This is a genomic window from Sphingobium sp. TomTYG74 (assembly GCF_055393875.1).
The window spans coordinates 79,331-104,064 of the sequence record NZ_AP027342.1 but is presented as its reverse complement, the minus strand read 5'-3'; the positions used below and the strand labels follow the sequence as shown (position 1 = coordinate 104,064).

24 protein-coding genes are annotated in these 24,734 nt (G+C 62.4%); 12 read left to right on the top strand and 12 right to left on the bottom strand.

Annotation, left to right across the window (positions count from 1 at the left end; translation table 11 throughout):
* Window positions 1-14 precede the first annotated feature (14 nt).
* Window positions 15-722 carry a TetR/AcrR family transcriptional regulator gene (locus ACZ5TB_RS13585; protein ID WP_464793005.1) on the top strand — a complete coding sequence of 236 codons (708 nt, stop codon included), beginning with the start codon at window positions 15-17 and terminating at the stop codon, window positions 720-722.
* A 50-nt stretch (window positions 723-772) separates the two neighbouring features.
* Here ACZ5TB_RS13585 and ACZ5TB_RS13580 read toward each other — a convergent pair whose 3' ends face one another.
* Window positions 773-2,023 carry a TetR/AcrR family transcriptional regulator gene (locus ACZ5TB_RS13580; protein ID WP_464793004.1) on the bottom strand — a complete coding sequence of 417 codons (1,251 nt, stop codon included), beginning with the start codon at window positions 2,021-2,023 and terminating at the stop codon, window positions 773-775.
* A 121-nt stretch (window positions 2,024-2,144) separates the two neighbouring features.
* On the opposite strand from ACZ5TB_RS13580, the gene ACZ5TB_RS13575 reads away from it, so the two are divergent.
* From ACZ5TB_RS13575 to ACZ5TB_RS13560, 4 genes are read left to right on the top strand one after another with little or no spacing between them, the layout of a single operon-like run.
* Entirely contained in the window at window positions 2,145-3,005 is an 861-nt protein-coding gene (locus tag ACZ5TB_RS13575; protein ID WP_464793003.1) for a TauD/TfdA dioxygenase family protein, read from the top strand.
* A 14-nt stretch (window positions 3,006-3,019) separates the two neighbouring features.
* The gene (locus ACZ5TB_RS13570; RefSeq protein WP_464793002.1) at window positions 3,020-3,874 is read left to right on the top strand and encodes a hypothetical protein; all 855 of its coding nucleotides are present in this window, start codon (window positions 3,020-3,022) and stop codon (window positions 3,872-3,874) included.
* Window positions 3,871-5,625 carry an N-acyl-D-amino-acid deacylase family protein gene (locus tag ACZ5TB_RS13565; RefSeq protein WP_464793001.1) on the top strand — a complete coding sequence of 585 codons (1,755 nt, stop codon included), beginning with the start codon at window positions 3,871-3,873 and terminating at the stop codon, window positions 5,623-5,625. Before ACZ5TB_RS13570 ends, ACZ5TB_RS13565 begins: the two co-directional genes overlap by 4 nt.
* Before the next feature lie 31 nt (window positions 5,626-5,656).
* Window positions 5,657-7,042: an FAD-binding oxidoreductase gene (locus tag ACZ5TB_RS13560; RefSeq protein ID WP_464793000.1), complete on the top strand. Its 1,386-nt coding sequence runs from the start codon at window positions 5,657-5,659 to the stop codon at window positions 7,040-7,042.
* Window positions 7,043-7,071: 29 nt separating this feature from the next.
* On the opposite strand, the gene ACZ5TB_RS13555 is transcribed toward ACZ5TB_RS13560, so the two are convergent.
* Window positions 7,072-8,394 (bottom strand): MFS transporter, encoded by a 1,323-nt coding sequence (locus tag ACZ5TB_RS13555; RefSeq protein ID WP_464792999.1) that lies wholly within the window; start codon window positions 8,392-8,394, stop codon window positions 7,072-7,074.
* A gap of 215 nt (window positions 8,395-8,609) precedes the next feature.
* Here ACZ5TB_RS13555 and ACZ5TB_RS13550 point away from each other — a divergent pair, with 215 nt between their 5' ends.
* Window positions 8,610-8,891 carry a hypothetical protein gene (locus ACZ5TB_RS13550; protein WP_464792998.1) on the top strand — a complete coding sequence of 94 codons (282 nt, stop codon included), beginning with the start codon at window positions 8,610-8,612 and terminating at the stop codon, window positions 8,889-8,891.
* Window positions 8,892-8,971: 80 nt separating this feature from the next.
* On the opposite strand, the gene ACZ5TB_RS13545 is transcribed toward ACZ5TB_RS13550, so the two are convergent.
* Genes ACZ5TB_RS13545 through ACZ5TB_RS13510 form a run of 8 tightly spaced genes read right to left on the bottom strand, consistent with a single transcriptional unit; the run spans window position 8,972 to window position 16,378 of the window.
* The gene (locus ACZ5TB_RS13545) at window positions 8,972-9,766 is read right to left on the bottom strand and encodes an SDR family NAD(P)-dependent oxidoreductase (protein ID WP_464792997.1); all 795 of its coding nucleotides are present in this window, start codon (window positions 9,764-9,766) and stop codon (window positions 8,972-8,974) included.
* Window positions 9,767-9,780: 14 nt separating this feature from the next.
* Entirely contained in the window at window positions 9,781-11,016 is a 1,236-nt protein-coding gene (locus tag ACZ5TB_RS13540) for a serine hydrolase domain-containing protein (protein ID WP_464792996.1), read from the bottom strand.
* Between the two features lie 29 nt (window positions 11,017-11,045).
* Window positions 11,046-11,807, bottom strand: coding sequence for a 3-hydroxyacyl-CoA dehydrogenase (locus ACZ5TB_RS13535; RefSeq protein ID WP_449469767.1), 762 nt, complete (start codon window positions 11,805-11,807; stop codon window positions 11,046-11,048).
* A gap of 17 nt (window positions 11,808-11,824) precedes the next feature.
* Window positions 11,825-12,244 carry a nuclear transport factor 2 family protein gene (locus tag ACZ5TB_RS13530; protein WP_464792995.1) on the bottom strand — a complete coding sequence of 140 codons (420 nt, stop codon included), beginning with the start codon at window positions 12,242-12,244 and terminating at the stop codon, window positions 11,825-11,827.
* 19 nt (window positions 12,245-12,263) lie between these two features.
* Window positions 12,264-13,148: a crotonase/enoyl-CoA hydratase family protein gene (locus ACZ5TB_RS13525; RefSeq protein ID WP_464792994.1), complete on the bottom strand. Its 885-nt coding sequence runs from the start codon at window positions 13,146-13,148 to the stop codon at window positions 12,264-12,266.
* Window positions 13,149-13,150: 2 nt separating this feature from the next.
* Window positions 13,151-14,125, bottom strand: a complete 975-nt coding sequence (locus ACZ5TB_RS13520; RefSeq protein ID WP_464792993.1) for an NAD(P)H-dependent flavin oxidoreductase — start codon at window positions 14,123-14,125, stop codon at window positions 13,151-13,153.
* Between the two features lie 19 nt (window positions 14,126-14,144).
* Window positions 14,145-15,203 carry a phosphotransferase gene (locus tag ACZ5TB_RS13515; RefSeq protein ID WP_464792992.1) on the bottom strand — a complete coding sequence of 353 codons (1,059 nt, stop codon included), beginning with the start codon at window positions 15,201-15,203 and terminating at the stop codon, window positions 14,145-14,147.
* Window positions 15,200-16,378: an acyl-CoA dehydrogenase family protein gene (locus tag ACZ5TB_RS13510; protein ID WP_464792991.1), complete on the bottom strand. Its 1,179-nt coding sequence runs from the start codon at window positions 16,376-16,378 to the stop codon at window positions 15,200-15,202. The genes ACZ5TB_RS13515 and ACZ5TB_RS13510 overlap by 4 nt, the downstream gene beginning before the upstream one ends.
* 136 nt (window positions 16,379-16,514) lie before the next feature.
* On the opposite strand from ACZ5TB_RS13510, the gene ACZ5TB_RS13505 reads away from it, so the two are divergent.
* The 5 genes from ACZ5TB_RS13505 to ACZ5TB_RS13485 all read left to right on the top strand — a co-directional run bounded on the left by ACZ5TB_RS13505 (window position 16,515) and on the right by ACZ5TB_RS13485 (window position 21,928).
* A complete protein-coding gene (locus ACZ5TB_RS13505) occupies window positions 16,515-18,110 on the top strand; it encodes a class I adenylate-forming enzyme family protein (protein WP_464792990.1) in 1,596 nt (531 codons plus the stop codon).
* 134 nt (window positions 18,111-18,244) lie between these two features.
* The gene (locus ACZ5TB_RS13500) at window positions 18,245-19,291 is read left to right on the top strand and encodes a hypothetical protein (RefSeq protein WP_464792989.1); all 1,047 of its coding nucleotides are present in this window, start codon (window positions 18,245-18,247) and stop codon (window positions 19,289-19,291) included.
* The gene (locus tag ACZ5TB_RS13495; protein ID WP_464792988.1) at window positions 19,291-20,034 is read left to right on the top strand and encodes a glucose 1-dehydrogenase; all 744 of its coding nucleotides are present in this window, start codon (window positions 19,291-19,293) and stop codon (window positions 20,032-20,034) included. Before ACZ5TB_RS13500 ends, ACZ5TB_RS13495 begins: the two co-directional genes overlap by 1 nt.
* A 71-nt stretch (window positions 20,035-20,105) precedes the next feature.
* Window positions 20,106-21,011: an NAD-dependent epimerase/dehydratase family protein gene (locus ACZ5TB_RS13490; RefSeq protein ID WP_464792987.1), complete on the top strand. Its 906-nt coding sequence runs from the start codon at window positions 20,106-20,108 to the stop codon at window positions 21,009-21,011.
* Window positions 21,012-21,133: 122 nt separating this feature from the next.
* On the top strand, window positions 21,134-21,928 hold the full coding sequence (locus ACZ5TB_RS13485; protein WP_464792986.1) for a hypothetical protein: 795 nt from the start codon (window positions 21,134-21,136) through the stop codon (window positions 21,926-21,928).
* 33 nt (window positions 21,929-21,961) lie between these two features.
* On the opposite strand, the gene ACZ5TB_RS13480 is transcribed toward ACZ5TB_RS13485, so the two are convergent.
* Window positions 21,962-22,801: a helix-turn-helix domain-containing protein gene (locus tag ACZ5TB_RS13480; protein WP_464792985.1), complete on the bottom strand. Its 840-nt coding sequence runs from the start codon at window positions 22,799-22,801 to the stop codon at window positions 21,962-21,964.
* 259 nt (window positions 22,802-23,060) lie between these two features.
* Between ACZ5TB_RS13480 and ACZ5TB_RS13475 the strand changes: the two genes are divergently transcribed.
* Window positions 23,061-23,897: an alpha/beta fold hydrolase gene (locus ACZ5TB_RS13475; RefSeq protein WP_464792984.1), complete on the top strand. Its 837-nt coding sequence runs from the start codon at window positions 23,061-23,063 to the stop codon at window positions 23,895-23,897.
* Between the two features lie 4 nt (window positions 23,898-23,901).
* Here the strand turns inward: ACZ5TB_RS13475 and ACZ5TB_RS13470 are convergent, their stop codons facing one another.
* Window positions 23,902-24,708, bottom strand: coding sequence for an SDR family NAD(P)-dependent oxidoreductase (locus ACZ5TB_RS13470; RefSeq protein ID WP_464792983.1), 807 nt, complete (start codon window positions 24,706-24,708; stop codon window positions 23,902-23,904).
* Between the last annotated feature and the right edge of the window lie 26 nt (window positions 24,709-24,734).

The window sequence follows — 24,734 nt, the reverse complement described above, 5'->3', positions numbered from 1 at the left end:
TAATATTACCAACGATGTCCGCCACCCGTCTTTCCAGCGTCGGTCGCCGCGCTTCCATCATCGCAGCGGCCAGGGCGGTTTTCGCGCGCCACGGGTTGGAAGGCGCGCGGACGCAGCAGATCGCCCGCGCCGCAGGTGTGTCGGAAGCCCTGCTGTTCCGCCATTTTCCTACCAAGACGCACATCTATCGGGCCGTATTGCGCGAGGTGATCGCAGACCAGAATAGGGTCTTCCGATCATTCGGTGACGCCGAAGCCAGCACAGAGGGCTTGCTCGAAATTTTGCGGCGCACCTTCAGATATGCGACCGCCGGGATGTACGCCCTCAATGCAGAAGGCTTGCGCATGGTCTTAGGCAGCCTTGCCGGCGACGGAGGCTACGCTCGCCTCGTCTATCGCCGGGCCTTGCGCCTGACACTGCCCAATCTGGAAAAGGCGTTGCAGGCGGCACGGGCCGACGGGGGAATCTCCGGACAGGCGCTTTCGACAACGAATGTCGGCGCTTTCATAGAACATATCAGCACGATGATGCTGGTGGCGCGCTGCCATGAAAAGACTGCGATACCCTATGAGGAAGATCGCGTGTTGCGCGACGCGGTCCTCTTCTGCGCGCGCGGGCTTGGCGTCGCGGAACCACGCATCCAGCAATTTCTGGAGCAGATGAAATCATGCGAACCCGAAACCGCAGCATTCATCCGATCGGGAACGCCTGTCACCCCGTAGGATGTGAATTGCGAACCTTCTTCACCAGCTTCGGCGGATTCGAGACAGAGTCAAAGCACTGCCATGAACCCCCGCAGGAACATTGACGCCGCACGTTCCGCATAATGCCGCCGTTCAAGCTTTGAGATGGAATGTCCACCCGCCAGCAGACGGTTGCCACGCATTGCAAGCACCAACAGTTGGCGTGCGTGCCAGTCCGCACTCTCCTTGATGCCCAAGCTTTCCAGCCAGGGGATCAACCCCGTCACCCACGGCCTTCGCAGGATAAGGTAGACGTCCCGCGCCAATGCAGCGTCCCGGCGGGACTGACTGATGACGACGCGGTGCAATCGGATTGAGCGACTGGAAGCCAGGTTATCCAAGGCCGCTTCCACATAGCGGCTTAATGCCGCCGGATCGGCTTCACCTAATGGCAACGCTGGCGGCCTTGCCTCGCGCGCGCAGTCTTCGGCCATTATGCGCATGGCAGCTGCAAACAGCCCGGCCTTGCTAACGAAATGCCGGTAGAGCGTACCCCGCCCCACCCGTGCCTCTTCCCCGATGAGGTTCAGGTTGGCGCCTTCAAAGCCCTCATCCAGAAAATGGCGCCCTGCTACATTCAGCAAGGTCCGGATATGAGGAAGCGGCTCCTCACGCAGTGGCGGCTCGGCGTCGAATAACGGCTCCGGCGAAGGCAAGCCACTCGGCTTTCCCGCCCAGATACCCTGAACGAAAAGCGCGACCGCTTTCTCCGCTATCCGCTCGCGATACTCTGACGAAGCGGGAGGAAAACCCATGAGGACAACGGGGCCTTCGACCGCAAGCGATCCGAAATCCAGCGCCAGTTCCAGCGACACCGGGCGGTCAACGCCTTTCTCCCTCGCATAATCCTCCAGCGCCAGCCGCACAGGCTCAAGCCGCATGCCCTGCCCATTCTGCAACGACGAAGCCAAATCCGGCATCTTGTGCGCGACGCCAGCCGCAACCCAGAGCGCGCCGAACAGCCCCTGATCCAGCGCCGAATCAAGAATCGCTCGCGCAAGCCCCGCCAGTTCAGACCCCCCCGTGACGGCGCCTTCATGCACCGCCGCCGCGCGAGCTTCGAACTCCGCGCCCTGCGCGTCCAGCGCCGCGCGGAACAACGCTTCCTTGTCGGCAAAGTGGCGGTAGATCGTCTCCTTGCTGACACCAGCGGTGCGGGCGATCGAATCGATGCTCACCGCGTCAAAACCGCGCTCGACAAACTGCGCGCGCGCTGACGACAGCAAATGCCGGACGCGCGGCGACGCCAGTTGGCTCCCGACCTCCGCTACCACTTTCATTCAGCATCCCCGCACATTGGAACCTGCTATAACAGGCTCAGGCACCGATGCACCCATGCTTCTTGACGAAAACCGAACGGTTCGATACCGTTCGGTCATATAGAAAAGATGGAGAGCGATAATGGCATTGCCATGGACGGAGCGGCCGCTGGAACCGTTCGGCGTGGAAATCGACGTTCGGCTGCAATGGCCGCTGCCCGACGGCTTCGAACAGCGGCTGACCGAGCTATTCGATCGCCACAAGCTCATCCTGTTCCGCAATCAGGAACTGAACGAAGCCGATCAGGTCCGGCTGCTCGAAAATTTCGGCCGCGTCCTGGGATCGCACGGTGAATATCGCGAAATCTCCAGCGATGGAGCCCTAGGATCGGGGCCGCTCACCTGGCACAGCGATCTGGCCTTCACCGAAGAGCCCTTCAAAATCATCTCGCTGCATGCCGTGGCCGTAAATGACGGACAAAGCTGGACCGACTTCGCCAACGGCGCGGCTGCGGCCGCCGCCCTGCCACCGCCATTGAATGCCGCCGTCGCGGGCCGGGAAGCCATCACGATGATCGCACCGATCCAGACTCACCGGACGGTCGGCTACGACAGTTCGACCGCCATGCCGCATCAGATACGCCCGGTCATCATCCCCCATCCCCGGACTGGCGAGCCCATCCTCTATATCAGCGACATGCAAACCGCCCGCATCATCGGCATGGACCAGCCGGAAAGCGACGCCACGCTGAACGCCCTGTTCGCCGAACTCTATCGCGAAGATCGCGTGTACCGGCACCATTGGAACAATGGCGATCTCGTCATCTGGGACAATATCGCCCTCCAGCATGCGCGCGGCGACCTCACCGGCATGACGCCCCGCCGCCTTCAGCGCATCGTGGTCGCGGACAAGAGCTTCTTCGACCTGCTGCCGCAGTTCAAGGTGGGGGATGAGCGCATCAGCGCCTGGGGTTCAGGCAACAAACAATTGGTACTTGATTGAAGGAACGACACAAGATGGTCGACATTCCCTATCTCGCGCGCGGCCTGATGCCCGTCGAAACGGACAGCAGCATACTCATCTCCTCGTCCAAATATCTGAACAATCCGCGCCTGCGCGAATGGTTGGCGATGATCCTGTTGCGGCGAAACGGCCCGGACGTACCGCCCCCTGCGGAAATGTATGAATTGCTGCCGATCCTCGACTCCCTGCGCGACTTCGATGCCATCGAGGACATGTTTACCCAGGAGCGGAAGGTGAACCCGGAGCTAGACACCTGGTTCAGCGAAGGCTTCATTTCGACCTACAAGATCGAAGATTTCCAACAATATGAACCCGGTTCCCTCGGCGGCATCTTCTACCAGCAGATGACGGCGGGAGATTATCAGATCCAGATCACGCCCTGGAAAGAGCCGAAAACACAGCTCCAATATTATAATCTGCGCTCCGGACAGACCCACGATTTCGAACATATCCTGTGCGGCGGCGGCTTCAATTTCATGGGCGAACTGGTGCCCTATTGGTATCGCCTGACCAACGTGCCCAAGCATATGCGCAACCCGCATCTCGCGGCGGAAGTCAACATGATCCAGATTTTCGGATCGCTCCGCTACACCGTGCGCACCATGCTGCATTATCCCGAAGTGTGGCCCACCGCCGTCAACGCGATCCAGCGCGGCATGAAGGTGGGTCAGCAGAGCGACGCCCTCTTCATGAAGAAGCTGGAAACCGTATTCCATCTGCCGCTGGCCGAAGCGCGCGAAGCGCTGGGCGTGCGCGGCGTCGAAGAGGTCGATACGTCACAAGAGGGCGCCTTCTGGGCGTCCGACGGCGAGACCAGGCTCGAACCTATCGCGAGGGCTGCCGAATGAGCGCATGCGACCTGCTGATCCGTGGCGGCACCATCGTCGATGGCAGCGGTAGTGAGCCTTTCGTCGGCGATGTCGCCATCCATGATGGAAAAATCGTCAGCGTCGGCCCCTTTACCGGCGAATCCCGCGAAGTCATCGATGCAACCGGCCTCACCGTCACCCCCGGCTTCGTCGATATCCATACCCATTATGATGGTCAGGCCATCTGGTCGGAGGAACTCTCCCCCTCCTCCTCCCATGGCGTGACCACGGTCGTGATCGGCAATTGCGGCGTGGGCTTCGCGCCTTGCCGCGCTGCTGATCACGACCGTTTGATCCGCCTGATGGAGGGCGTCGAGGACATTCCCGGCGTCGTCATGGCCGAAGGGCTCAGCTGGGATTGGGAAAGCTTCCCCGATTATCTAAACGCACTGGAATCCCGCCCCCGCGACATCGACATTGCCGCCCTCCTCCCTCACAGCCCCTTGCGCGTCTTCGTAATGGGCGAACGCGGCGCACAACGCGAAGCCGCGACGCCTGCCGACCTTGAGCAGATGAAGGCCCTCGCCCGCGAAGCCTTAGACGCGGGCGCGATCGGCTTCGCAACCTCGCGCCTCCTCATCCACCGCACAAATGCTGGAGAGAATATCCCGAGCTATCAGGCCGATGTCGAGGAACTCAAAGCCATTGCGGGCGCTATGCGGGACGCGGATACCGGCGTCCTGCAAATGGTGCTGGACGCTCCCTTTTCCAGCTGGACCGACGAGCTTGCCCACCTTCTCACCGTCGCAAAGGCGGCGAACCGACCGGCCACCTTCACACTCGGCACCTCCAACACGGGCGAGCCTGTCTGGCAGGAGGCCCTGCGCATCTGCGAGGAAGCGAATGCACAGGGCCTGAAGATCAGCCCGCAAATACTCCCCCGCCCCGTCGGCATGATCTGCGGCTTTGAACTATCCAGCCACCCCTTCTCGCTCTGCCCAATCTATGAGGCGATCGCCGGTCTGCCGATCGACCAGCAACTCCCCTATTTGCGCGACCCGGAGTTTCGCGCAAAGCTCATCGCGGAACAACCGCATGAGGGCCATCCCCTGGCGATGATGACCCGCAATTGGGACTGGATTTTCCCGCTCTCCGACCCGCCCAACTATGAACCACTGGCGGAAAGCAGCGTCGGAGCGCAAGCGCGCAACCTGAACCGCACCCCGGAGGAGGTAGCCTACGACCTCATGATGAACGGCGGCAATGGCCGGGGGATGCTCTACAACACGCTCGGCAACTTCTATAATGGCACCCTCGACACGGTGCATGACCTGATCACGCATCCGGACACGGTCATGGGATTGGGCGATGGCGGCGCTCATTATGCGGCGATCTGCGACGCAAGCTACCCCACCTTCCTGCTGACCTACTGGACCCGCGATCGTGAAGGGCCAAAACTCAGCATCCCCCAGGCCGTCCGCGCCCTCACCTCACGCCCGGCAGAGACCATGGGCCTGCGCGACCGTGGCAAGATCGCGCCCGGCTACAAGGCGGACATCAATATCATCGATCTTGAGGCCCTGCGCCTACACGCTCCTCATATACGCTACGATCTGCCGGGAGGCGGCAGGCGGCTGGACCAGAAAGCCACCGGCTTCGTCGCCACCATCGTCTCGGGCGATGTCATCCGCCGCACCGACAACGCGACCGGCGCGCGACCGGGGCGACTGGTCAGGGGCGCTCAAACCGCACCAGCTAACATAGTGGAGGAATATGCCGGAGCGTTGTAACGTGGGTCACTGACCCACGGGAGAGATACAAATGGCAACGGCGGTACATGTCCCGGAAGCTGACTGGTCCGCCCTGCGCGCCATGTTCGGCGATCGGTTCAGCGATAGCGCTGCCATCCGCGATCATCATGGTCGGGCAGAGACCTTCTACCCTGCCATGCCCCCGGACGCGGTTGTCTTCCCCCTCAGCACGGAGGAAGTCGCCGCAGCGGTCATCTTCTGCAAGGAACAGGGCATCGCCGTCACCCCTTACGGCACCGGCACATCGCTGGAAGGCAATTTTCTGGCGGCAAGAGGCGGTCTTTGCATCGACCTCTCCCGCATGGATCAGGTGCTCCGCGTCAGTCCAGAAGACCTGGACTGCACCGTGCAGGCGGGCGTCACCCGAAAGCAGTTGAACAGCGAACTGCGCGACACGGGCCTGTTCTTCCCCGTCGATCCCGGCGCGGACGCGTCCATCGGCGGCATGGCTTCGACACGCGCCTCCGGCACCAACGCGGTTCGCTACGGCACCATGCGGCAGAATGTGCTGGGGCTGACGGTGGTGCTTGCCGATGGCCGGATCATCCACACCGGTGGGCGGGCGCGTAAATCCGCGGCCGGGTACGACCTCACCGGGCTATTCGTCGGGTCGGAAGGCACGCTCGGCATCATCACCGAAGTCACCTTGCGCCTCTATGGCCAGCCAGAAGCCGTCTCCGCCGCCGTTTGCGAATTTGAAACATTACGCGGCGCGGTAAATGCAGTGATTCAGACGATCCAGATCGGCCTTCCCGTCGCCCGTATCGAATTGCTCGACCCGCTACAGCTCCGCGCGATAAATGCCTACAGTCGGACCAACTATCGCGAATGCCCGACGCTGTTCCTGGAATTTCACGGCACGCCTGCGGGCGTTGCGGAACAGGCGGAAAACTTCGGCCAGATCGCCACCGACAATGGCGGCGGCCAATTTACCTGGGCGACGAAGACGGAGGACCGAACCGCCCTCTGGGAAGCGCGCCACAAGGTCCATTATGCCAATCTGGCGTTGCGCCCGGGATGCAAGGCGATCGCAACGGATGTCTGCGTCCCGATTTCCCGGCTTTGCGACTGTATAGACGAAACGCGCAGCGCCATTGAGGCAAGTGGCCTGACTGCACCCATCGTGGGTCATGTCGGCGACGGAAACTTCCACGTCATCCTCGTCTTCGATCCGAACTCGGCCGAGGAAACGCAAAAGGCGAAGGCATTATCCGAACGGATCGTAGGCATCGCTCTCGCCATGGAGGGCAGCTGCACTGGCGAGCACGGCATCGGCATTGGCAAGAAAGCGCATCTCCTCACAGAGCATGGTGCCGCTGTCGAGATGATGCGCCAGATCAAACGGGCTCTTGACCCGGATGGCATCATGAACCCCGAAAAGGTTATTGACCTTTGACGCAGCCCTCATTCATCGGAATCTGAGGATCAAGCGGAAGGCAGGCGGCTTTCAGCGTCCAGCCTTCCGCCTCTGCTCCCGCGCTTCCAGCTGATCACAAGGATCGACAGCAAATGTCCAACGGCGGGGCCAATCGCAAAGAACAAATGCACGCCCGCGACCCCTTCCGATCCTGAAGACCTTGGATCAAATCCGAGCAAGCCCACGACGGACAAGGCTATGCCCACTGCGATCGCATAGGCCGCATTGGTCGTGACATTGAATACGGATGAAAACAGCCCGGCCCGTTCCACGCCGCTACCCTCGCGATGACGATCCGCCACATCATAGATCATCGACCGCAGCATCAGATTGCCCGATCCCTGCGTCAGCCCCTGTCCCACGATCAGCAGGATGAACAGCCACATGCGGTCCGGCGTCAGGAACAGGACCATCAGGTTGATCGCAACCTGCACGCCCTCGGCCATGATCAGCGTTCTTAGCCTCCCGAATCGGTAACTGATCCGCGCCCATAGCGGCGCTGCGAACATGCCAAACGCATATTGCAGCATCAGCAGCATGGCAGGTGAAGCCATGCCCATGTAACGCGTCACGAAGAACAGGAACACGGCAGTGCGAAAGCCCTGTCCCAGCGCGACGAAGAAATCCGACGCCACGATCCGCCAAAGTGCTGCATCGGTCAGCACCGTCTTCATCCCTTGCCGCCAGTTCGCGCCTGCGGGCGCGCGTTCCGGCAGCGACGGCTCGCGAAAGAGAAAGGCGATCAGCAACATGCCAACAGCGAGGACAGCGGCGACCAGCGTCCCCATCGATCCGACCCGAACCTCAGGATTGCCCCGGCCCAGCGCGTCCAGCGCGGCAGGCAATACCAGCACCAGAAAGATGCCGATGGACGACCCTGTCTGGATATAGGCCTGGATACGCGCTCGCTCGACCGGCGATGACGCCATCTCCCCGCCCCAGGCGTAAAGCGGCGTGGACGTGGCGGTCCACCCCAGGCACAGCAGCAACAACCACCCGCCAAGATAGAGCGGCGTGGCTCCGGCAGGCGGCGAAAAGACCGCGAGCAGGGACAGAAGGAACAGCACACCGCCACCCAAAATCCAGGGTTTGCGCCTTCCGACGCGCGTGCGTGTGTGGTCCGAAGCCCATCCGATAACGGGGTCGGCCGCCGCGCTCCACAGACGGCTGATCATGAAGACCAGCCCGACGGTCGCCAGGTCCATGCCGATCACCGTCGCGTAAAAGGCAGGCAAATAGGTCTGGAGCGGAATATTGAACCCGCCGGTCGCGATGCTGGTCACGGAAAATGCCGCAAGGCGCGGCCCCGACTCACGCGCCTCCCCGGTCATGCGAACTGACATTCGTGAAGGTGGAAGAGCACACCAATCATCCCGGCTAAAACCTCCCCATTCCATTCATCAGGCGCGGTCAGCCGCCGATCCCATCCCATATCCGCCAAATTCCGAACCCGAAACGCAAATTGCATTTTTTGCAACACAGGGTGTCTTATTATTCGTTTTACAGCGTGCTATCGGCCCCCTCGTCTATCCACAAGGGGATTATCATGAAGCTTTCTTTTGCCTTCGCGGCGGCTCTGTCGCTGTCGCTTTCCGCTGCGGCGATCGCCGCCGACGCGCCCGCGATCAAGGCCAATGCACTTGTGAAGACGGTCGACGGCCGCAAGGTCGGCTATATCGACCGCATCCTTAAGAACAATGCGGGCGAAGCGACCGCCGTCCAGATCATCTACAGCGGCCGTTTCGTGGTTATTCCCGTAACCACCCTCAGCACGGCGGAAAAGGGTCTGGTCACCAGCCTGACCGCCAAGGAAGTGAACCGCCTTTAAGGCGTGCCGGGGCGCTGCTGCGGGTCGGTTACGCCCGGCCTGACGCAGCGCTCCCCTCCTAGCGCGGTGCGTCGGCAGTCCTATTGCCGTTGCGAGTTGATGTTGCCGCCGTCCACGACGATTTCCGCGCCCGTCATGTAACTCGCTTCATCCGACATCAGGAAACGGATGACGCGTCCCAGTTCTTCCGGCGCGCCATAGCGGCCCAGCATGATCCGCCGCTCGAAATGCCCCGGCAAATGCGCCTTGGTCTCCGCAATGATCGGCGTATCGATCATGCCGGGACTAACCGCATTGATGCGCACCCCATCAGCCGCCAGTTCATCCGCCATCGAATGGACCAGCGAAATTACCGCGCCCTTCGCCGCGCTGTAGATCGGGATCATCCCGTTGCCCAGCGTCGCGTTGATGGATGACAATGCGACAATGGCGCTCCCCGACGATGCGCGCAGATCTTCGCGGAAAGCCTGAGTCATCAGGATTATAGACCGGACATGCAGGGCCAGTCCCGCATCCCAATTTTCTGGCGTCACTCCGTCGATGCCCGTCGCTTCGGCCGTGCCCGCGCAGTGCACGATGCCACCGATCGCGCCGATTGCCGCCCGTGTCGCGATGGCGGCGGGGGTGACGGCCTGCGGGTTGCGCAGATCGACGCTGAAACCCGCCGCGCGCACGCCATAGCGGCTCTCGATGATGCTCGCCGATCCGGCCGCACCTTCCGCATTGATGTCCCACAGGGCGACCGGCCGCCCGACGGCAGCCAGCGCATGCGCCGCCGCCAGCCCGATACCGGAAGCTCCGCCCGTAATCACTACGCCGGTGCCGGGTGATCCCAGACAAGGCGTGAAGTCGGCGTCATTGTCCAGTATCGGCATGGCAGCGTTCCTCCTTATTGCTTCTCCAGATCGCGATAGGCCGCCGCGACAATCTCAGGCCGCATGCTGCCGTTCAGCCAGGATGGCCAATATTGCGTGAGATAGAGGAGGAAGAACTTGCGCTCCGGGTCCATCCAACACGCCGTCCCTGCCGCACCGGGCCAACCGAACACACCAGCGGGCACCGCGCCCGGCCAGTCGAAGAAGCTGTTGGTCTGCTCACTCGCCTTCAGCGATACGGACATGCCCGCGCCCATGCCGACGTTCGACAGCGTATAACCGATCGGCACGTCCACATGCGTCACCGCTTCGGGCAGCAGGTTCGACCGTGCGATCCGCACCGTTTCCGGTTTCAGCACGCGCACGCCGTCCAGCTCCCCCTCGTTGAGCAGCATGGCCGCAAAGCGGGAATAATCATGCGCCGTCGACACAAGGCCACCGCCACCCGACGGATAATAAGGCCGCGCATAGAGACTGTCCGCCGCATCATCGGCCAATGCCCATGTCCCGTCCTCCCCCTGCTGGGGGAGATCGGCAAAGCGGGCGGCCTGATCCGCCGTGATGGAAAAGCCCGTGTCCACCATGCCCAGCGGATCGAACAGCCGCGTCTTCAGGAAGGTTTCGAACGGCATGCCCGACGCCACTTCGATCACCAGCCCAAGCACGTCCAGCGCAACGCTGTAATCGAACCGCGTGCCGGGATCGGTCGCCAAGGGCAGGGCGGCAATACGCTCACCCAGTTCGGCGAGCGTTGCCGGGACCGGAAGATCGCCGGGACCCGGCACCCAGTCCCGCGAACCCGGCGCCACGCCATGCTTGGTATAGAGATCGCCCAGCGTCATGCCGTCCATGCCAAAGCCCGCCGTATGGGTCAGCAGGTGGCGGACGGTGATCGGACGAACGGCAGGCCGCGTCACTTCCAGGTCATCACCCTCGATGACGCGCATTTCGGCGAAAGAGGGCAATATCTCACCGATCGGCTGGTCCAGCCCGATAACGCCATCCTCGATCAGCATCATCGCGCCGATGCCGGTGATCGGCTTCGACTGGGAAAAGACGCGGAAGATGGACCGCTCGTCCACGCCATCCTTGCGCGCATAACCCAGCACGCCTTCGCCATGGTAGCGAACCGGGCCATTCGCGATGCCCCACGCAAGGATGCCACCCGATATGACGCCCTGCTCGACAAATTCGCGCAGCTTAGCCTCGGTTTCCGGCAGGCTGATGACGTCCGGGCTAGTCTCGATCATGGCAGCAATCCTTCTTAGATGGCGAACGGTCAGCGCGGTCCCATGCGGATCGCGCCGTCCAGACGGATCACTTCTCCGTTCAGCATCGGATTTTCAATGATATTCTGAACCAGCTTCGCAAATTCTGCTGGCTTACCCAGCCGCGACGGGTGCGGCACCTGCTTGCCCAGCGAATCCTGCGTCGCCTGCGGCAGGCCTTGCAGCATCGGCGTCAGGAAAATGCCCGGCGCGATCGTCATCACCCGGATGCGATGTTGCGCCAGATCGCGCGCGATCGGCAACGTCATGCCCACGACACCGCCTTTGGACGCTGCGTAAGCAGCCTGGCCGATCTGCCCATCAAAGGCAGCAACTGACGCCGTGTTGACGATCACGCCCGCTTCTTCCCCATCCACTCCTGCGCCGGAGAGCAGGGCGGCAAAGCGCGAAATGACGTTGAAGCTGCCGATCAGGTTGATCTCGACAGCCTTGCGGAACGCGTCCAGCGGATGGGGCGAACCATCCTTACCCACGACACGAAAGCCCGGCGCCACGCCGGCGCAGTTCACCAGCACACGCGGCGTGCCCAGCTTCGCTTCGGCCGCTGCCAGCCCCGCATCGACGGACTCGGCGCTGGTCACATCGACCTTATGGAAGCTGCCACCCAACCGTTCGGCGAGCGACGCACCAGCTTCCTCGTTCAAGTCGAAGATCGCCACGCGAGCGCCAAGCTCGGACAGCCTTTCGGCAGTCGCACTGCCCAGCCCAGAAGCGCCGCCAGTGACGACAGCGCACAAATTCTTAATGTCCACGACCGTTCCTCCCTGGCTTAGAAATCAAGGCTGAACGACTGGTCGAACTGAACGAAGCGGTGTGCGATCTTCCAGCCGTCGCCGGTCTTCACCACCGTGTCCCGCTGACGGCCGCTCACGACGATCTTGGAACTCATCGGCGCGTGCCCCGCATTGACGTTCATGAAGGCATATTCGGCATGTACCGCGCCGTCCTTCTCGGACACGATCATGTTGAAATTATAATGGCGGTTCTTGCCTTCAGCCTGCTTGTCCGACTCCTTGGCATGCTCGACCTGAGCCTCAATGCCCTCATAGCGGATCGGCAGGCCCTCCAACTCCGTCACCACCTCGGGCGCAAAGAGGGAGGCAAGGCCTTCCCAATCGCCAAAGTCGGAACAGCGGGTAAAACGCGCGACCAGTTCCTGAATCGCGATCTTGTCTTCCAGCGTGATCATCTCAATTCTCTCCGTTGATTTATTTATCGCCATACCAGGGGAAGAAGGGCGGCATCTGCGACGCCTTCCCCGTAAATTCCGCTGGCCGTTTTTCATTGAAGGCGCGAACCCCTTCGCGGCCGTCCGCCTGGCTGGTGTAGAACACCGCCAGCGATTCCGTCAGATGCGCCTGCCACGGATCGGGCTGCGCGCTGTTGCGGTTAAGCATCTGCCGGATCAGCGCGATCGAAACGGGCGAGCGATCCTTGACCAGCGATCGGGCAAAGGCCTTCGCCTCCTCAACCAGCGTCTCGGCCGGGAACACGCCACGGACCAGTCCCTTGTCATGCGCTTCGGCGGCATCGAAGATATCGGCCTTATACGCCCATTCCATCGCCTGCTCCAAACCGACAATGCGCGGCAGGAAAAAGGATGAGCATGCCTCCATCGTGATGCCCAGCCGTCCGAAGACAAAGCCAAAGCGCGCCTTTTCCGACGCAAAGCGGAAATCCATCGGCAGCAACATGGTCGAACCGATACCCACCGCCGCGCCGTTCACCGCGCCGACGATCGGCTTCAGGCAATCATACATCGCCATCGCCACGCGCCCGCCTGTATCCCGCACGCCTTTCAGAATAGCCGGATCATCACCACGCTCGCGCAGATCCTCCATCGTCGGCGTCATGCTTTCATCCAGACCAAAGACATTGCCGCCGACCGACAGATCCATGCCCGCACAGAAGGCACGGCCCTCGCCCGTCACCACGATCACGCGCACCGCATCATCCCGGCTCGCCCGGCCATAGGCGTCGACCAGCTCTTCGCACATCTCGACCGTGAAGGCGTTCAGCTTGTCCGGCCGGTTCAGCGTCAGCAGCAGGACGCCGTCATCCTCAACTTCATAGCGGATTGTATTATAGCTCATGTTCATGCCTCCCCGGTCAGCGCCACGGCGCGGCCCAGCGCCTCGCGGCATTCGCCCACGATGCGCCCGATCAGTTCGGCGCATGTCGGAATGTCGTCCATCAAACCGATGCCAAGGCCTGCCCAGACCAGCCCGCCATCCACTTCGCCACTCTCCAGCGCAGCGCGTCCACGCGCACCGGCGACCAGCGGCCGAATATCCTCAAACGTCGCGCCGGGCTCCCGTTCCTTGACGTTCACCTCCTCGGCGACGGCATTGCGGAACACGCGCGCGGTGTTGCGTAACTGGCGGAAGATCAGCGTCGTATCGCGCTCCGTCCCCTGCACCACCGCCTGCTTGATCGCCTCATGGATCGGCGCTTCCTTGGTCAGCATGAACCGAGTGCCCATGGTCACACCCTCCGCGCCCAGGGCCAGAGCCGCCGCCATGCTGCGCCCGGTCGCCATGCCGCCCGCCGCCAGGATCGGGATGTCCAGCGCCCGCGCCGCAGCGGGGATCAGAACCATGCCCGGAATATCATCCTCGCCCGGATGACCCGCCGCTTCGAACCCATCGATCGACACCGCATCGACGCCAGCCCGCTGCGCCGACAGCGCATGGCGGACGGCGGTGCATTTGTGGACGATCTTGACACCCGCCTGCTTGAAACGAGCGATGAACTCGGCGGGACTGCGCCCGGCTGTCTCGACCACGCCAACGCCCGATCCGGCGATGACTTCGGCATAGGCTTCGTAAGGAACCGGCTGCGCGGTCGGCAATATGGTCAGGTTCACGCCGAACGGCTTGTCCGTCATCGTGCGGCACCGCTCGATCTCGGCCGCCAGCGCCTCGGGCGTCGGCTGCGTCAGCGCCGTCAGGATGCCGAGGCCACCAGCATTGGACACCGCCGAAGCCAGCTCCGCGCGGCCCACCCACTGCATGCCACCCTGGATAATGGGATAGCGCGTGCCGGTAAGCTCGGTAATCCGGGTCTTCATTCCACCATTCCCCTGTTGATCAGGCCGCTTCCGCCTCACTCCATCCCAATTGGGCGAGCAGGGGATATTGCGCCGCCAGTTCTTCTGCATGCGCTGATGCGGCCGTTCCGCGTAGTGCCCTTGCCTTAATGCCATGATAGATGGCCGCAAGCCGGAAAAGAGCGAAAGCACGGTAAAAGCCCATATGGTCGATCCCGTCCCGCCCGGTCCTGCGGCAATAGGCGGCGATATACTCCTCCTCCGGCATCAGCTTCAGCGCGGCGAAATCGGCGCCCCGCAGGCCGGACAGGATGGCGGGCGGCAGACGGTACATCATCAGGTGATTGACGAAATCCGCCAACGGATGACCAAGCGTCGACAACTCCCAATCCAGCACCGCCGCCACGCGCGGGTCGGTCGGATGGAACACCATATTATCAGCGCGATAATCGCCATGGACGATCCGGCTTTCATCCCCAGCGGGAATATTCGCTGGCAGCCATTCTATCAGCCGATCCATGTTGGCGTCGCGGCCAGCCGCCTCGTCATTCAGATATTGGCGCGACCATCGTGCGATCTGCCGCTCGAAATAATTGCCCTTCTTCCCGAAATCATCGAGGCCAAGCGCCACGGGATCGAAATTGTGAAGCTGCGCCAAAGTCGCATTCATGGCATCGAAATAGGCAACCCGTTCCTCCGCCGCGACATTCTCAAAACGCGAGTTCCAGAAAACACGGCCTTCGACGCACTCCATGACATAGAACCAGCTGCCGATTACCGCATCGTCCGTGCAAAGCCCGTAAATGCGGGGCACCGGAAAACCTTCCTTGCCCAGCGCCGCGATCACCCGCGCCTCGCGATCCACGGCATGGGCGCCGGGCACCGTCACGCCCGGCGGCTTGCGGCGCATGACGAAGGAACGTCCCGGAACGTCCAGCCTGAAGGTCGGATTGGACTGCCCGCCCTTGAACTGCCGCACGGTCAGCGGCCCTTCCGCCTCGGGCACATGCTCCTTCAGCCATGCCCGCAAAGCGCCTTCATCGAAACGATGCGCCTCGCGCACTTCGGACAGCCCGGCGTTCAGCTCCTCGGCATTCATGACTTCGCCAGCGCCTCTCGCTTGATCTTCTTGGCAAGCGACCATTTATGCACCTGCGTCGGCCCGTCATAAATGCGGAAGGCGCGGATTTCGCGGAATACCTGCTCCACGATCGTGTCATGGCTCACCCCGGTTCCGCCCATCACCTGGACGCACCGGTCAGCCACCCGAAACAGCGTTTCGGATACGGCCACCTTCGCCATGGAGCTTTCCGTGATCGCCTTTTCGCCGGAGTCCAGCACGTCAGCGCACCAATCGATCATCAACTCGCACTGTTTCAGGTCGATCAAATTGTCCGCCAGCATGAAGCCAACGCCCTCATGGTCGATCAGCGGCTTGCCGAACGCCTGCCGCTTGACCGCATAGTCCGTCGCAATCTCATTCGCGCGTGTCGCAGCGCCCAGCCAACGCATGCAATGTGTCAGCCGCGCGGGAGCCAGCCGGACCTGCGCATAGGCGAACCCCTCATGCGGCGCGCCCAGCACGGCCTCGGGCGGCAGGCGCAAATTCTCGACCCTCACCACCGCATGACCGCCCGGCATCGAGCTGTCGATCGTGCCGATCAGCCGTTCCTGCACCAGCGCGGGGTGCGGCAGCGGCACCAGGAACATCGTCGCTGCCGCCGCGCCGTCATCCCGCTCCGTCTTCGCCATCAGGATGGCAAAGCTGGCTCCCGCGAATCCTGTAGCGAACGCCTTGCGTCCATTGATCACCCACTCGCCGCCCTCCAGACGCGCACGCGTCTGCATCATCGACGGGTCCGACCCAGTCCCGCCTTCCGTCGCAAGTTCGGTCATCAGGAAACAGGAACGCCCATTCCCCGCAACCATCGGATCGAGGTAGCGGCTCTTCTGCTCCGGCGTAGCGACCTTCCCCAGCAGGAACATATTGCCTTCGTCGGGCGCATTGGTGTTGCAGGCGAGCGGCCCCAGCGGCGACAATCCCGAAGCGCGCAGCACCCGCGCCGTCGCCCGGTGGCTAAGATGCGTTCCGTCCGCGCGGATATGCGGCGTCAGGACACCTGCTTCTCGCGCCTTGGCCCGCATTTCCTGCACCAGCGCGTCCAGCGGACCATGATCATCCCGACGGCCATCCGTCTCATAAGGAACGACCACGTCACGGACAAAATTCTCGACCCTTCGAGCAATCGCCGCATCACCCTCATGATCTGCCATGGCTTGTCTCCGCTCCTCTCGTTTCTTGGCGCTTGCCAAGGGAAGAACCGCAATGCAAGGTGCAATTAGAAAGCCATATAAGAGCTTTCGTGCCCGTCATGACATGGCAGGGCGCACGGAGAGGACCGATAAAGAGATGAAGCATCTGCAACTCCGCAAGGAAGTGCATCACGGCAGGCTGGTCAATTGTCATCAGGATCGCCCCGCAGACATTTACGCCATGTTCCTGGACGCCGTCAGCCGCTCGCCGGACGCCATCGCCCTTGTCGAAGGCGAAGACCGGTGGAGCTACACGTTCCTCGCTACCCGCGTCGCCGCCTGCGCCGCGCGCCTTACATCCTTGGGCCTGACTGCTGGCGACCGACTGGCGATCCTACTCGCCAACCGCGCCGATTATTCCACGCTGCTGCTGGCGGCAGCAAGACTCGGCCTGATCGCCGTGCCCATGAATATCCGCCAGCGCGCGCCGGAAACCGCTTATGTGCTGGACGACAGCGGCGCCGCAGCCATCATCTATGACGACGCGCTGGAAGACCAACTGCCCAGCCGCTCCGACCACCCCCAATTGCGCCACTGGCTCCGCTATTCCGACGAAGCTGCCCATTGGTCCAAAACCACACCCGAAGCGCTGACCGACGCCCCACACCGATCGGCCGTTGGCGAAGATGACCCCTTCTGCATCCTCTACACCTCGGGCACCACCGGCCGCCCCAAGGGCGCGGTTCTCACGCATCTCGGCATCGTTACCATCTGCATCGGCAGCCAGCAGCACCTGCAATTGAAGGATGGCGAGTCGATGATCCTCGCCGTCCCTGCCTCGCACGTCACCGGGATCGGCCTCATCCTGATGCTCAGCATCCGGGTCGCGGGGAAGGTGGTGATGCAGCAGGCGTTCAAGGCCCGCCCCTTCCTGGAACTCGCGCAGGCCGAACGCATGAGTTACGTCATCATGGTCCCGGCCATGTACAAGCTATGCCTGATGGAGCCCGATTTCGCGGACTTCGACCTGTCGAGCTGGCGCATTGGCGCGTTCGGCGGGGCGCCCATGGCCGAATCCAGCATCGAAACACTTGCCGCCCAGCTCCCGCAACTAACACTGGTGAACATCTACGGATCGACCGAAACCTCATCCCCCGCCGTCATGATGCCGCTTGGCGACTGTCCCGCTCATCCGGACAAGGTCGGCAAGGCCCTGCCCTATGCCGACATCGTCATCATGGATGAGGAAGGCCGCGAACTCCCACGCGGGGAGCAGGGCGAAATCTGGATCGCGGGCGCCATGACAGTGCCACGCTACTGGAACAATCCGGAAGCAACCGAGCGGGGCTTTACCGGCGGCTATTGGAGATCCGGCGACATCGGCACCATGGACGCGAACGGCTATATCCGCGTGCTCGACCGGATGAAGGACATGATCAATCGCGGCGGCTTCAAAATCTATTCGGTCGAAGTCGAAAACATGCTCATGTCGCATGAGGCCGTCACCGAGGCCGTCGTGATCGGCAGGCCCTGCCCCGTCCTGGGCGAACGGGTCGAAGCGTTCGTTGTCGCACCCGACCAGGCAGACGGCGCGAGCCTGCGCGACTTCTGCGCACGGAATCTGTCCGACTACAAGGTCCCCGACCATGTCTACATCGTGGAGGGGCCGCTTCCCCGCAATGCCAACGGCAAGCTGCTGAAAACCGCAGTTCGCGAATGGCTGCCCCAAACGCCGGTCAGCGGCACCACATGAAATACATCGATCGTTGTCATAACTTGCAGCGAGGGTCGGAATAAGTTAGGACTCACTTGGTTAGCGAGCCGCCTTAGCTTCCCTGTCTACAAATGAAGGGGCGGTCGGCGATGCAGGTACTCAGGAGAGTTCACATGACCACCCAGTTCCGCCCAGTGGCCCCGCCCCAGATCATCGAAAGCGCCTATACCGACGACCAGCATCGCCGCATGCTGAACGTCGTGCGGGAAAACGGCCCCTGGTCGTTGATCCTGGCACAACATTTCAAGTCACCCGAAGAAGTCGTTGCGACGACCTCGGGCGGCCTTCCCGCTGGCTTTACCCCCACATGGGACATGTTCCTCTCGCCGGTATTCCGTGGCTATCTCGCGCAAGGATCGACGGTCCAGCATCCCGATATCGAAGACTGCTTCTTCAACAAGAAATTCCTCGATCTGGTTCGGGGATATTGGAAGGCCGAATATGCCCGGCCCGAAAATATGCTGTTCAATATTCAGGGGCCGTGTCCCGGCGCTGGGGCACCCCATGTCGACGGCACCCGCTTTCGTGGCATCTCCATGCAGACATCGCCGGTATGGCTGATGAACATCATGGTGAAGTCCGGCCTGTTCGAACATTGGCGCGCGAAAAAGGCGCAAGTGATCACCTGGTATTATAAGGGCAAGGTCGGCGGCGGCTTCAACTACTGGCCCGATGGCCCGCAAGGACAGCCTGCCCAGATCAAGGCGCCGATGTGGAGCCGCGCGGTCGTCGTTGAAAATGAAATGATGTACCACACGGCAGAAGCCAGCGGCCCCGCCGCCCTGCGCCGACCCGAAGGGCTCGCGATCAATTCGCTCATGAGCGCCGATCCCGAAGATCCCAATGGCTGGCAGATCACCACGGACGGCAAAGTCATCCAGAAGATACCGGAAGACGAATTCCGCTTCCTCATCCACTGGGGCGCGGACATCTTCATGGACTATAGCGAACTCAAACAGTCGCTCGACCACACCGACGACATCAGTCATGATCAAATATTCGACATGTTGATCGCCGATCTTCGCGCACGCGGCGCCACTTTCGAAGTGCCCAGCGATCCGCTCACCGATCAACAGTTCATCCGCTTGCTGGTCCAGACCTATGACCCCGGCAAGCCATCCATCTTCCCGCCGGAACCGGAAGAAGCACTGGCGGCCTGATGCCTCTCTCCTTCGGCCTGGCGGGCAGGACCGCGCTTATCACCGGCGCGAGCAGCGGGCTCGGCGCGCATTTCGCGCGCACGCTCGCTGCGGAGGGCGTTCAGCTGGTCCTGGCTGCCCGGCGTGGCGACCAGTTGGAAAGCCTTGCCGCATCGCTCCCCCACGCGCGCGCCATCTCGCTCGACGTACAGGACGCCGCCTCCGTCGATCGCTTGTGGGAGGAAGTCGGCGCCGTCGACATCCTGATCAACAATGCGGGCGTCGTAAGCGCTGGTCCAATGCTTGATCAGGATGCGTCGCAATGGGATCGCGTCATGGATACCAATGCGCGCGGTGCTTATCTGGTCGCGCGCGGGGCGGCGCACGCCATGATTGCGGCAGGTCGGCCGGGCAGCATCATCAACATCGCGTCCATCCTTGGCCTTCGGCAGGGCGCACAGCTTGGCCCCTATGCCATTTCAAAGGCCGCCCTGGTGCAGATGACCAAGGTCATGGCGCTGGAATGGGCGCGCTACGATATCCGCGTGAACGCCCTGTGCCCCGGCTACATCGTAACGCCTTTGAATGAGCATTTCTGGGGAACGGACGCAGGCAAGGCGATGATCAAGCGGATACCGCAGCGCCGGATAGGAAGCCCGGAAAATCTGGACGGCGCCCTGCTCCTGCTCGCGTCCGATCTTGGCTCCTACATTACGGGCGCGGAACTGGTGGTCGACGGCGGGCACCTCGTCAGCTCGCTCTAACCCCTCCGCCTCTCCGGAACCCATGGCTGGACTCTTGACGCCGGGTGCATCGCTGTTGCTTCCTAACCCCGATGCGCATTCTCGTCCTCGGCGCGACCGGCTATCTCGGATCGCACATCGCCCGCCATTGCAGAGCGTCCGGCCATCCGGTGAGCGGTCTCAGCCGCACAAGCGAAGGCGATCGCGCCCTCATTGATCATGGCATAACCCCTCTACGGGGTGACCTGTCGCATCTGGACGCCGTCTTCGACATGATGCGCCAGCACGACGCCACCATCTATGCCGCCCAACTGCTCCTTCAGCAGGAACATGACACGGTCAGGCGCTTGCTCAATGCAGCTGACGGGCGCGGTCATCAGTTCATCTTCACCAGCGGCACCGGCCTTCTTTCGCAACACACGGACGGCCTATGGAGCGAGGACAGTTTCGCCGAGGATGACCCCTTCGAACCCTCCAAATATATCGGCCTCCGGTTCGACACGGAAAATATCGTCCGCCGCGCCGGATCATCGGGCGGGGTGCGCGCCATGGTGATCAGGCCGCCGATGATCTGGGGACATGGCGGCTGCGGCCATCTGCGCATGTTCTACAGCGACGCCGGACGCACGGGCGAAGTCGGTTATCTTGGGCAGGGCCTCAACCTCTATTCCAACGTCCATGTCGATGATCTGGCAGAGGTTTACCGCCTCGCGCTCGAACGAGGTTCAGCCGGAGCGCTCTATCACGCCGTCACAGGCGAACTGAATAACCGCACTCTGGCGGAGGCGGTCGCCCGCGACCTCGGCATTCAGGCGCGCAGCATCGATTTTCCCGAAGGCGTTCGCCGCTGGGGAAAGTTCGAAACGCTGATCGGCATGGCGACATGCAGCCGCTCCCGCAGCCCCCGCACCCGTCGGGAACTGGGCTGGACCCCTCGCCACCTCGATGTGCTGAGCGACATAGGCCATCCCGCCTATCGAGCGCTTGCCGGTCGATAGCTTCCGCCAACCCGGAAGAGGCGCAGCCCCGCTTTAACCGCGCCTCGTTGCGCGCTTCAGTAAAGCCACATTCCGGAGCGCGGCCCTTCCCGCCAGCAGCGCCATCATAGGAGAAGAGGCCCATGCAAAGCTGCGAAACCTTGTACGAACGGGCCGACATAGCCCGCGCCGACCGTCCCATACGCCTCGGCTCCCTACTCTTCACCATGGTCGAGCCGCGCCCCGGCCATGAGGTGGCTTATAATCGCTGGTATGAGCGCGACCATTTCTACAGCGGTTGCATGATCGGCGCCTATACCGTGTCCGGCGCACGCTATGTCGCCACCCGCGCAGAAAAGGCCAAGCGCTTCGGCTCAGGCACCATGGACCTGTCAAAGGGTTCCTATCTCGCACTCTACTGGATCTTGGACGGGCATCATAAGGATTGGGACGCCTGGGCCGTCCGTCAGGTCAACGACCTCCATGCCAGCGGCCGCATGTTCAAGGAACGCGACCATATCCACACCAGCTTCTACAATTTCGACGCGGAATATAATGCGCCGGGCAGCGCCATGCCGATCGAACTGGCGCTCGACCGTCCCTATGGCGGGCTCGTCGCCTTCATCGTCGATCTCAATCCGGGCAAGACCAGCGCGGGCCTCTCCGCCCTGCTCCGCGCCCGCGACCTGCCGGGCGATGTCGCGCTGACCGGCTCCCCCCTGCCGCTCGATCCCACCAGTCCCAAGGATGTGCCGATAGAGGCGAATGACCGCGCGGTGTTCCTCAGCTTCTCCATCGATGACCCAAAAGCCGTCTGGGACACCGCCTATGTACCGCTCGCCCAAGCAATCGAGGAAAGCGGCATCGGCCGCATCGCCATCGCCTCGCCCTTCATCCCGACGATTCCGGGCACCGACAGCTACACCGACCAGCTTTGAAAGCTGAAGGGCGGCTCAATAACGACCGTCCGCTTATTGGATGCTCACCGCCCCGTTCCGGCGAATACGATCATTATAGCGGTAGATGACCGCCTGCATGCCCGACAGCATCTGCCGCACGTCATTGTCATTGCTGAACAGCGGATCGCCCACCACCCCGATCGCATAGGAAGCGACGCCGTGCGGCACCCGCAACGGCATGGCGATGGAGTCCACCGGAATGGTCGCGCTCCGTCGGCACAGCGCAAAGCCGCGCGCCCGCGTCGTTGAAATCCGGTCCACCAGATGCTTCATCAGCGTCGGACCCTTCGGACCCAGCCCCAGCCGCTGCGTCCGGGTTGCCAGCTGGATGATGTCGACATTGGATTGCTGCGCCAGCATCGCCGCAGCAAAATTAGTGCCCGGCCGCCAACTGTTGCGCTGGAAACAGATCATCTCAGTGGAATAATAAGGTTCAGCGTCAGGCTTCGCCGCCCAGCCGCCAGACATTTCAGCGACACTCTCCGACCAGCAGTCATTCTGCTGCGTGACGAAAACCGATCCGCCGGTCTCCCGCCGCATATCCTCCATCACTTCATTGATCCGGCCGCTTCCAAAAAAGCTCTGCTCGATCGACGAAGCATTCGCGACCAGCTTGTAGGACGGCGCATAGAGCTTCGTCGCCTGACTATAGGTAAGATAGCCAGTGCTCGCGAGCGTGCGCAAGATTTCGTCAGCGCTTGAATTGGGGATGCCTAATGCTTCGCTGATCTCGATCGTGCGGGCAGGCTCACCCGACTTCATGAAATATTCCAGCACCTCCAGCGTCCGCAGGCACGACTTCACGCTGCCCCTGCCGCCAGACCTGCCTTCCGCCTGTGAGTTAGCGCTCATCCCGCCTCCTACGCACTTCTTGCCAGCGTCGGCGCTGCCGATCACCCGGATTTTGCTGTTCCCCACCATATTCCTGGCGCATCATGGATTCAAGCTTGGGAAATCCGCTCCGCCGCGATCCATTACGCGAATATGGAAAGCCGCCATTGCCGGTCGCCAGCACGGCTTCGCTCCTCTCTACACTGCAACCATGCACGACAGACAAAGTCGCCCCCACATCAGGACAAAGCCTGTAAAACGCCGCTTTTGCAATGGCCGCATGCCGCTCAGCTATACCGAATGGACGCATGAAGGCGCGCCGCTCGCCATCCTCCTTCATGGCAGCCGGGACCATAGCCGCAGCTGGGACGCGCTGGCGAATGCCCTGCTTCCCGATTACCATGTGATCGCCCCCGACCTTCGCGGCCATGGCGACAGCAGCTGGTCGCAGGACGGGCGCTACGACTTCGCCGCCTATCTGTCCGATCTCGACGCGCTTGCCGAACAATTGGCGCTGGGTCCGCAGCGTCAGGCCATCCTGATCGGCCACTCCCTCGGCGCGCACATCGCCTTGCGCTTTGCCGCCACCTATCCCGAAACGATAAGACGTATCGTCGCGATCGAAGCTATCGGCGCGCCGCCCGATATCGAAGCCTACCGTTTCAGCCAAAGCATCGCACAAACGACCCGCAATTGGCTTCAGGAGCGCCGCGCCGCTTCCCTCACCGCCCCGCGCATCTTCGCGTCCGTCGATGAAGCGGTCGAGCGTATGCGGGAACGCCATGCCTTCCTCACGCCTGCGCAGGCGCGGCACATGACGCGCCATGGCCTGCGGCGGGCTGGCAAGGCTGGATGGCAGTGGAAGCATGATCCCTATCTCGCCGTCTGGGCATTTCCCGACATCTCCATGGAGGATGTCCGGGCACTGTGGCGCAACATCGCCTGCCCGACCCTCCTCCTTTATGGCGACCGCAGCTGGCCCTCCGGCCTGCCCGCCGACCTACTCGCCCATCTCCCCGACGTGCGGGAAATCCGCCTGCCCGGCAGCGGCCACTGGCCCCAGCATGACGCCTTCGACGCATGCCTGTCAGCGATCATCCCCTTCCTGGCCGAATGACCCGCTATTCGTTGCTTTTCTTGGTCGCCATCACTCTTGGATCGAAATGGTTGGCAGCCATCCACCCGCCATCAACGAACAGACTGTGGCCCGTCACATATTCCGACAGTCCCGACGCCAGAAACAGCACAGCCCCCGCCACGTCCCGCGTCGTCCCCGGCCGCCCGATCGGCAACACGCTCGCCTCCATCAGCGCCCGCGATTCCGCCGTTTCAGGCAAGCGTGGCGTAGTGATGCTCCCCGGAGCCACGGCATTGGCGCGAATGCCATGCCGCCCCCATTCGGTCGCCATCGACTTCACCAGATGCATCAGCCCCGCCTTGGCTGCACCATAAGGAGCATGCATCGGCGACCCAACCGCGCCATCGACCGATCCGATGCAAATCAGCGATCCCGGCACCCCGCGCGCGATCATAGACTGGGCGACCGCGCGCGCCGTCACGAAGAAATAGCGCAGGTTCCGGGATTGATCATGGTCCCATTCCTCCAGCGTCACGTCGAGCAGCGGCTTGAACAGCGCCTGCCCCACGATCGTCACCAATATGTCCAGGCCGCCCAGCGCCCCTTCCGCATCCGCCACCCCTTTCTTGACCGATGCCTCGTCCAAAATATCGGCTTCGATCGCTATGCCCGCGCGCCCGATCGCCCGCACTTCGCTCGCGACCTGCTCGGCCCGCTCCATGACGCTGTCCAGCACGGCGACATCGCATCCGGCCTCCGCCAGCAGCAGCGCGCTCGCCTCGCCCATGCCACGGCCGCCGCCAACGATCAGGGCCTTCTTTCCTTCCAGGCCCAGCAATGACACGCTCATTCTCTCCATCCTCTTCGTTGCGCGCG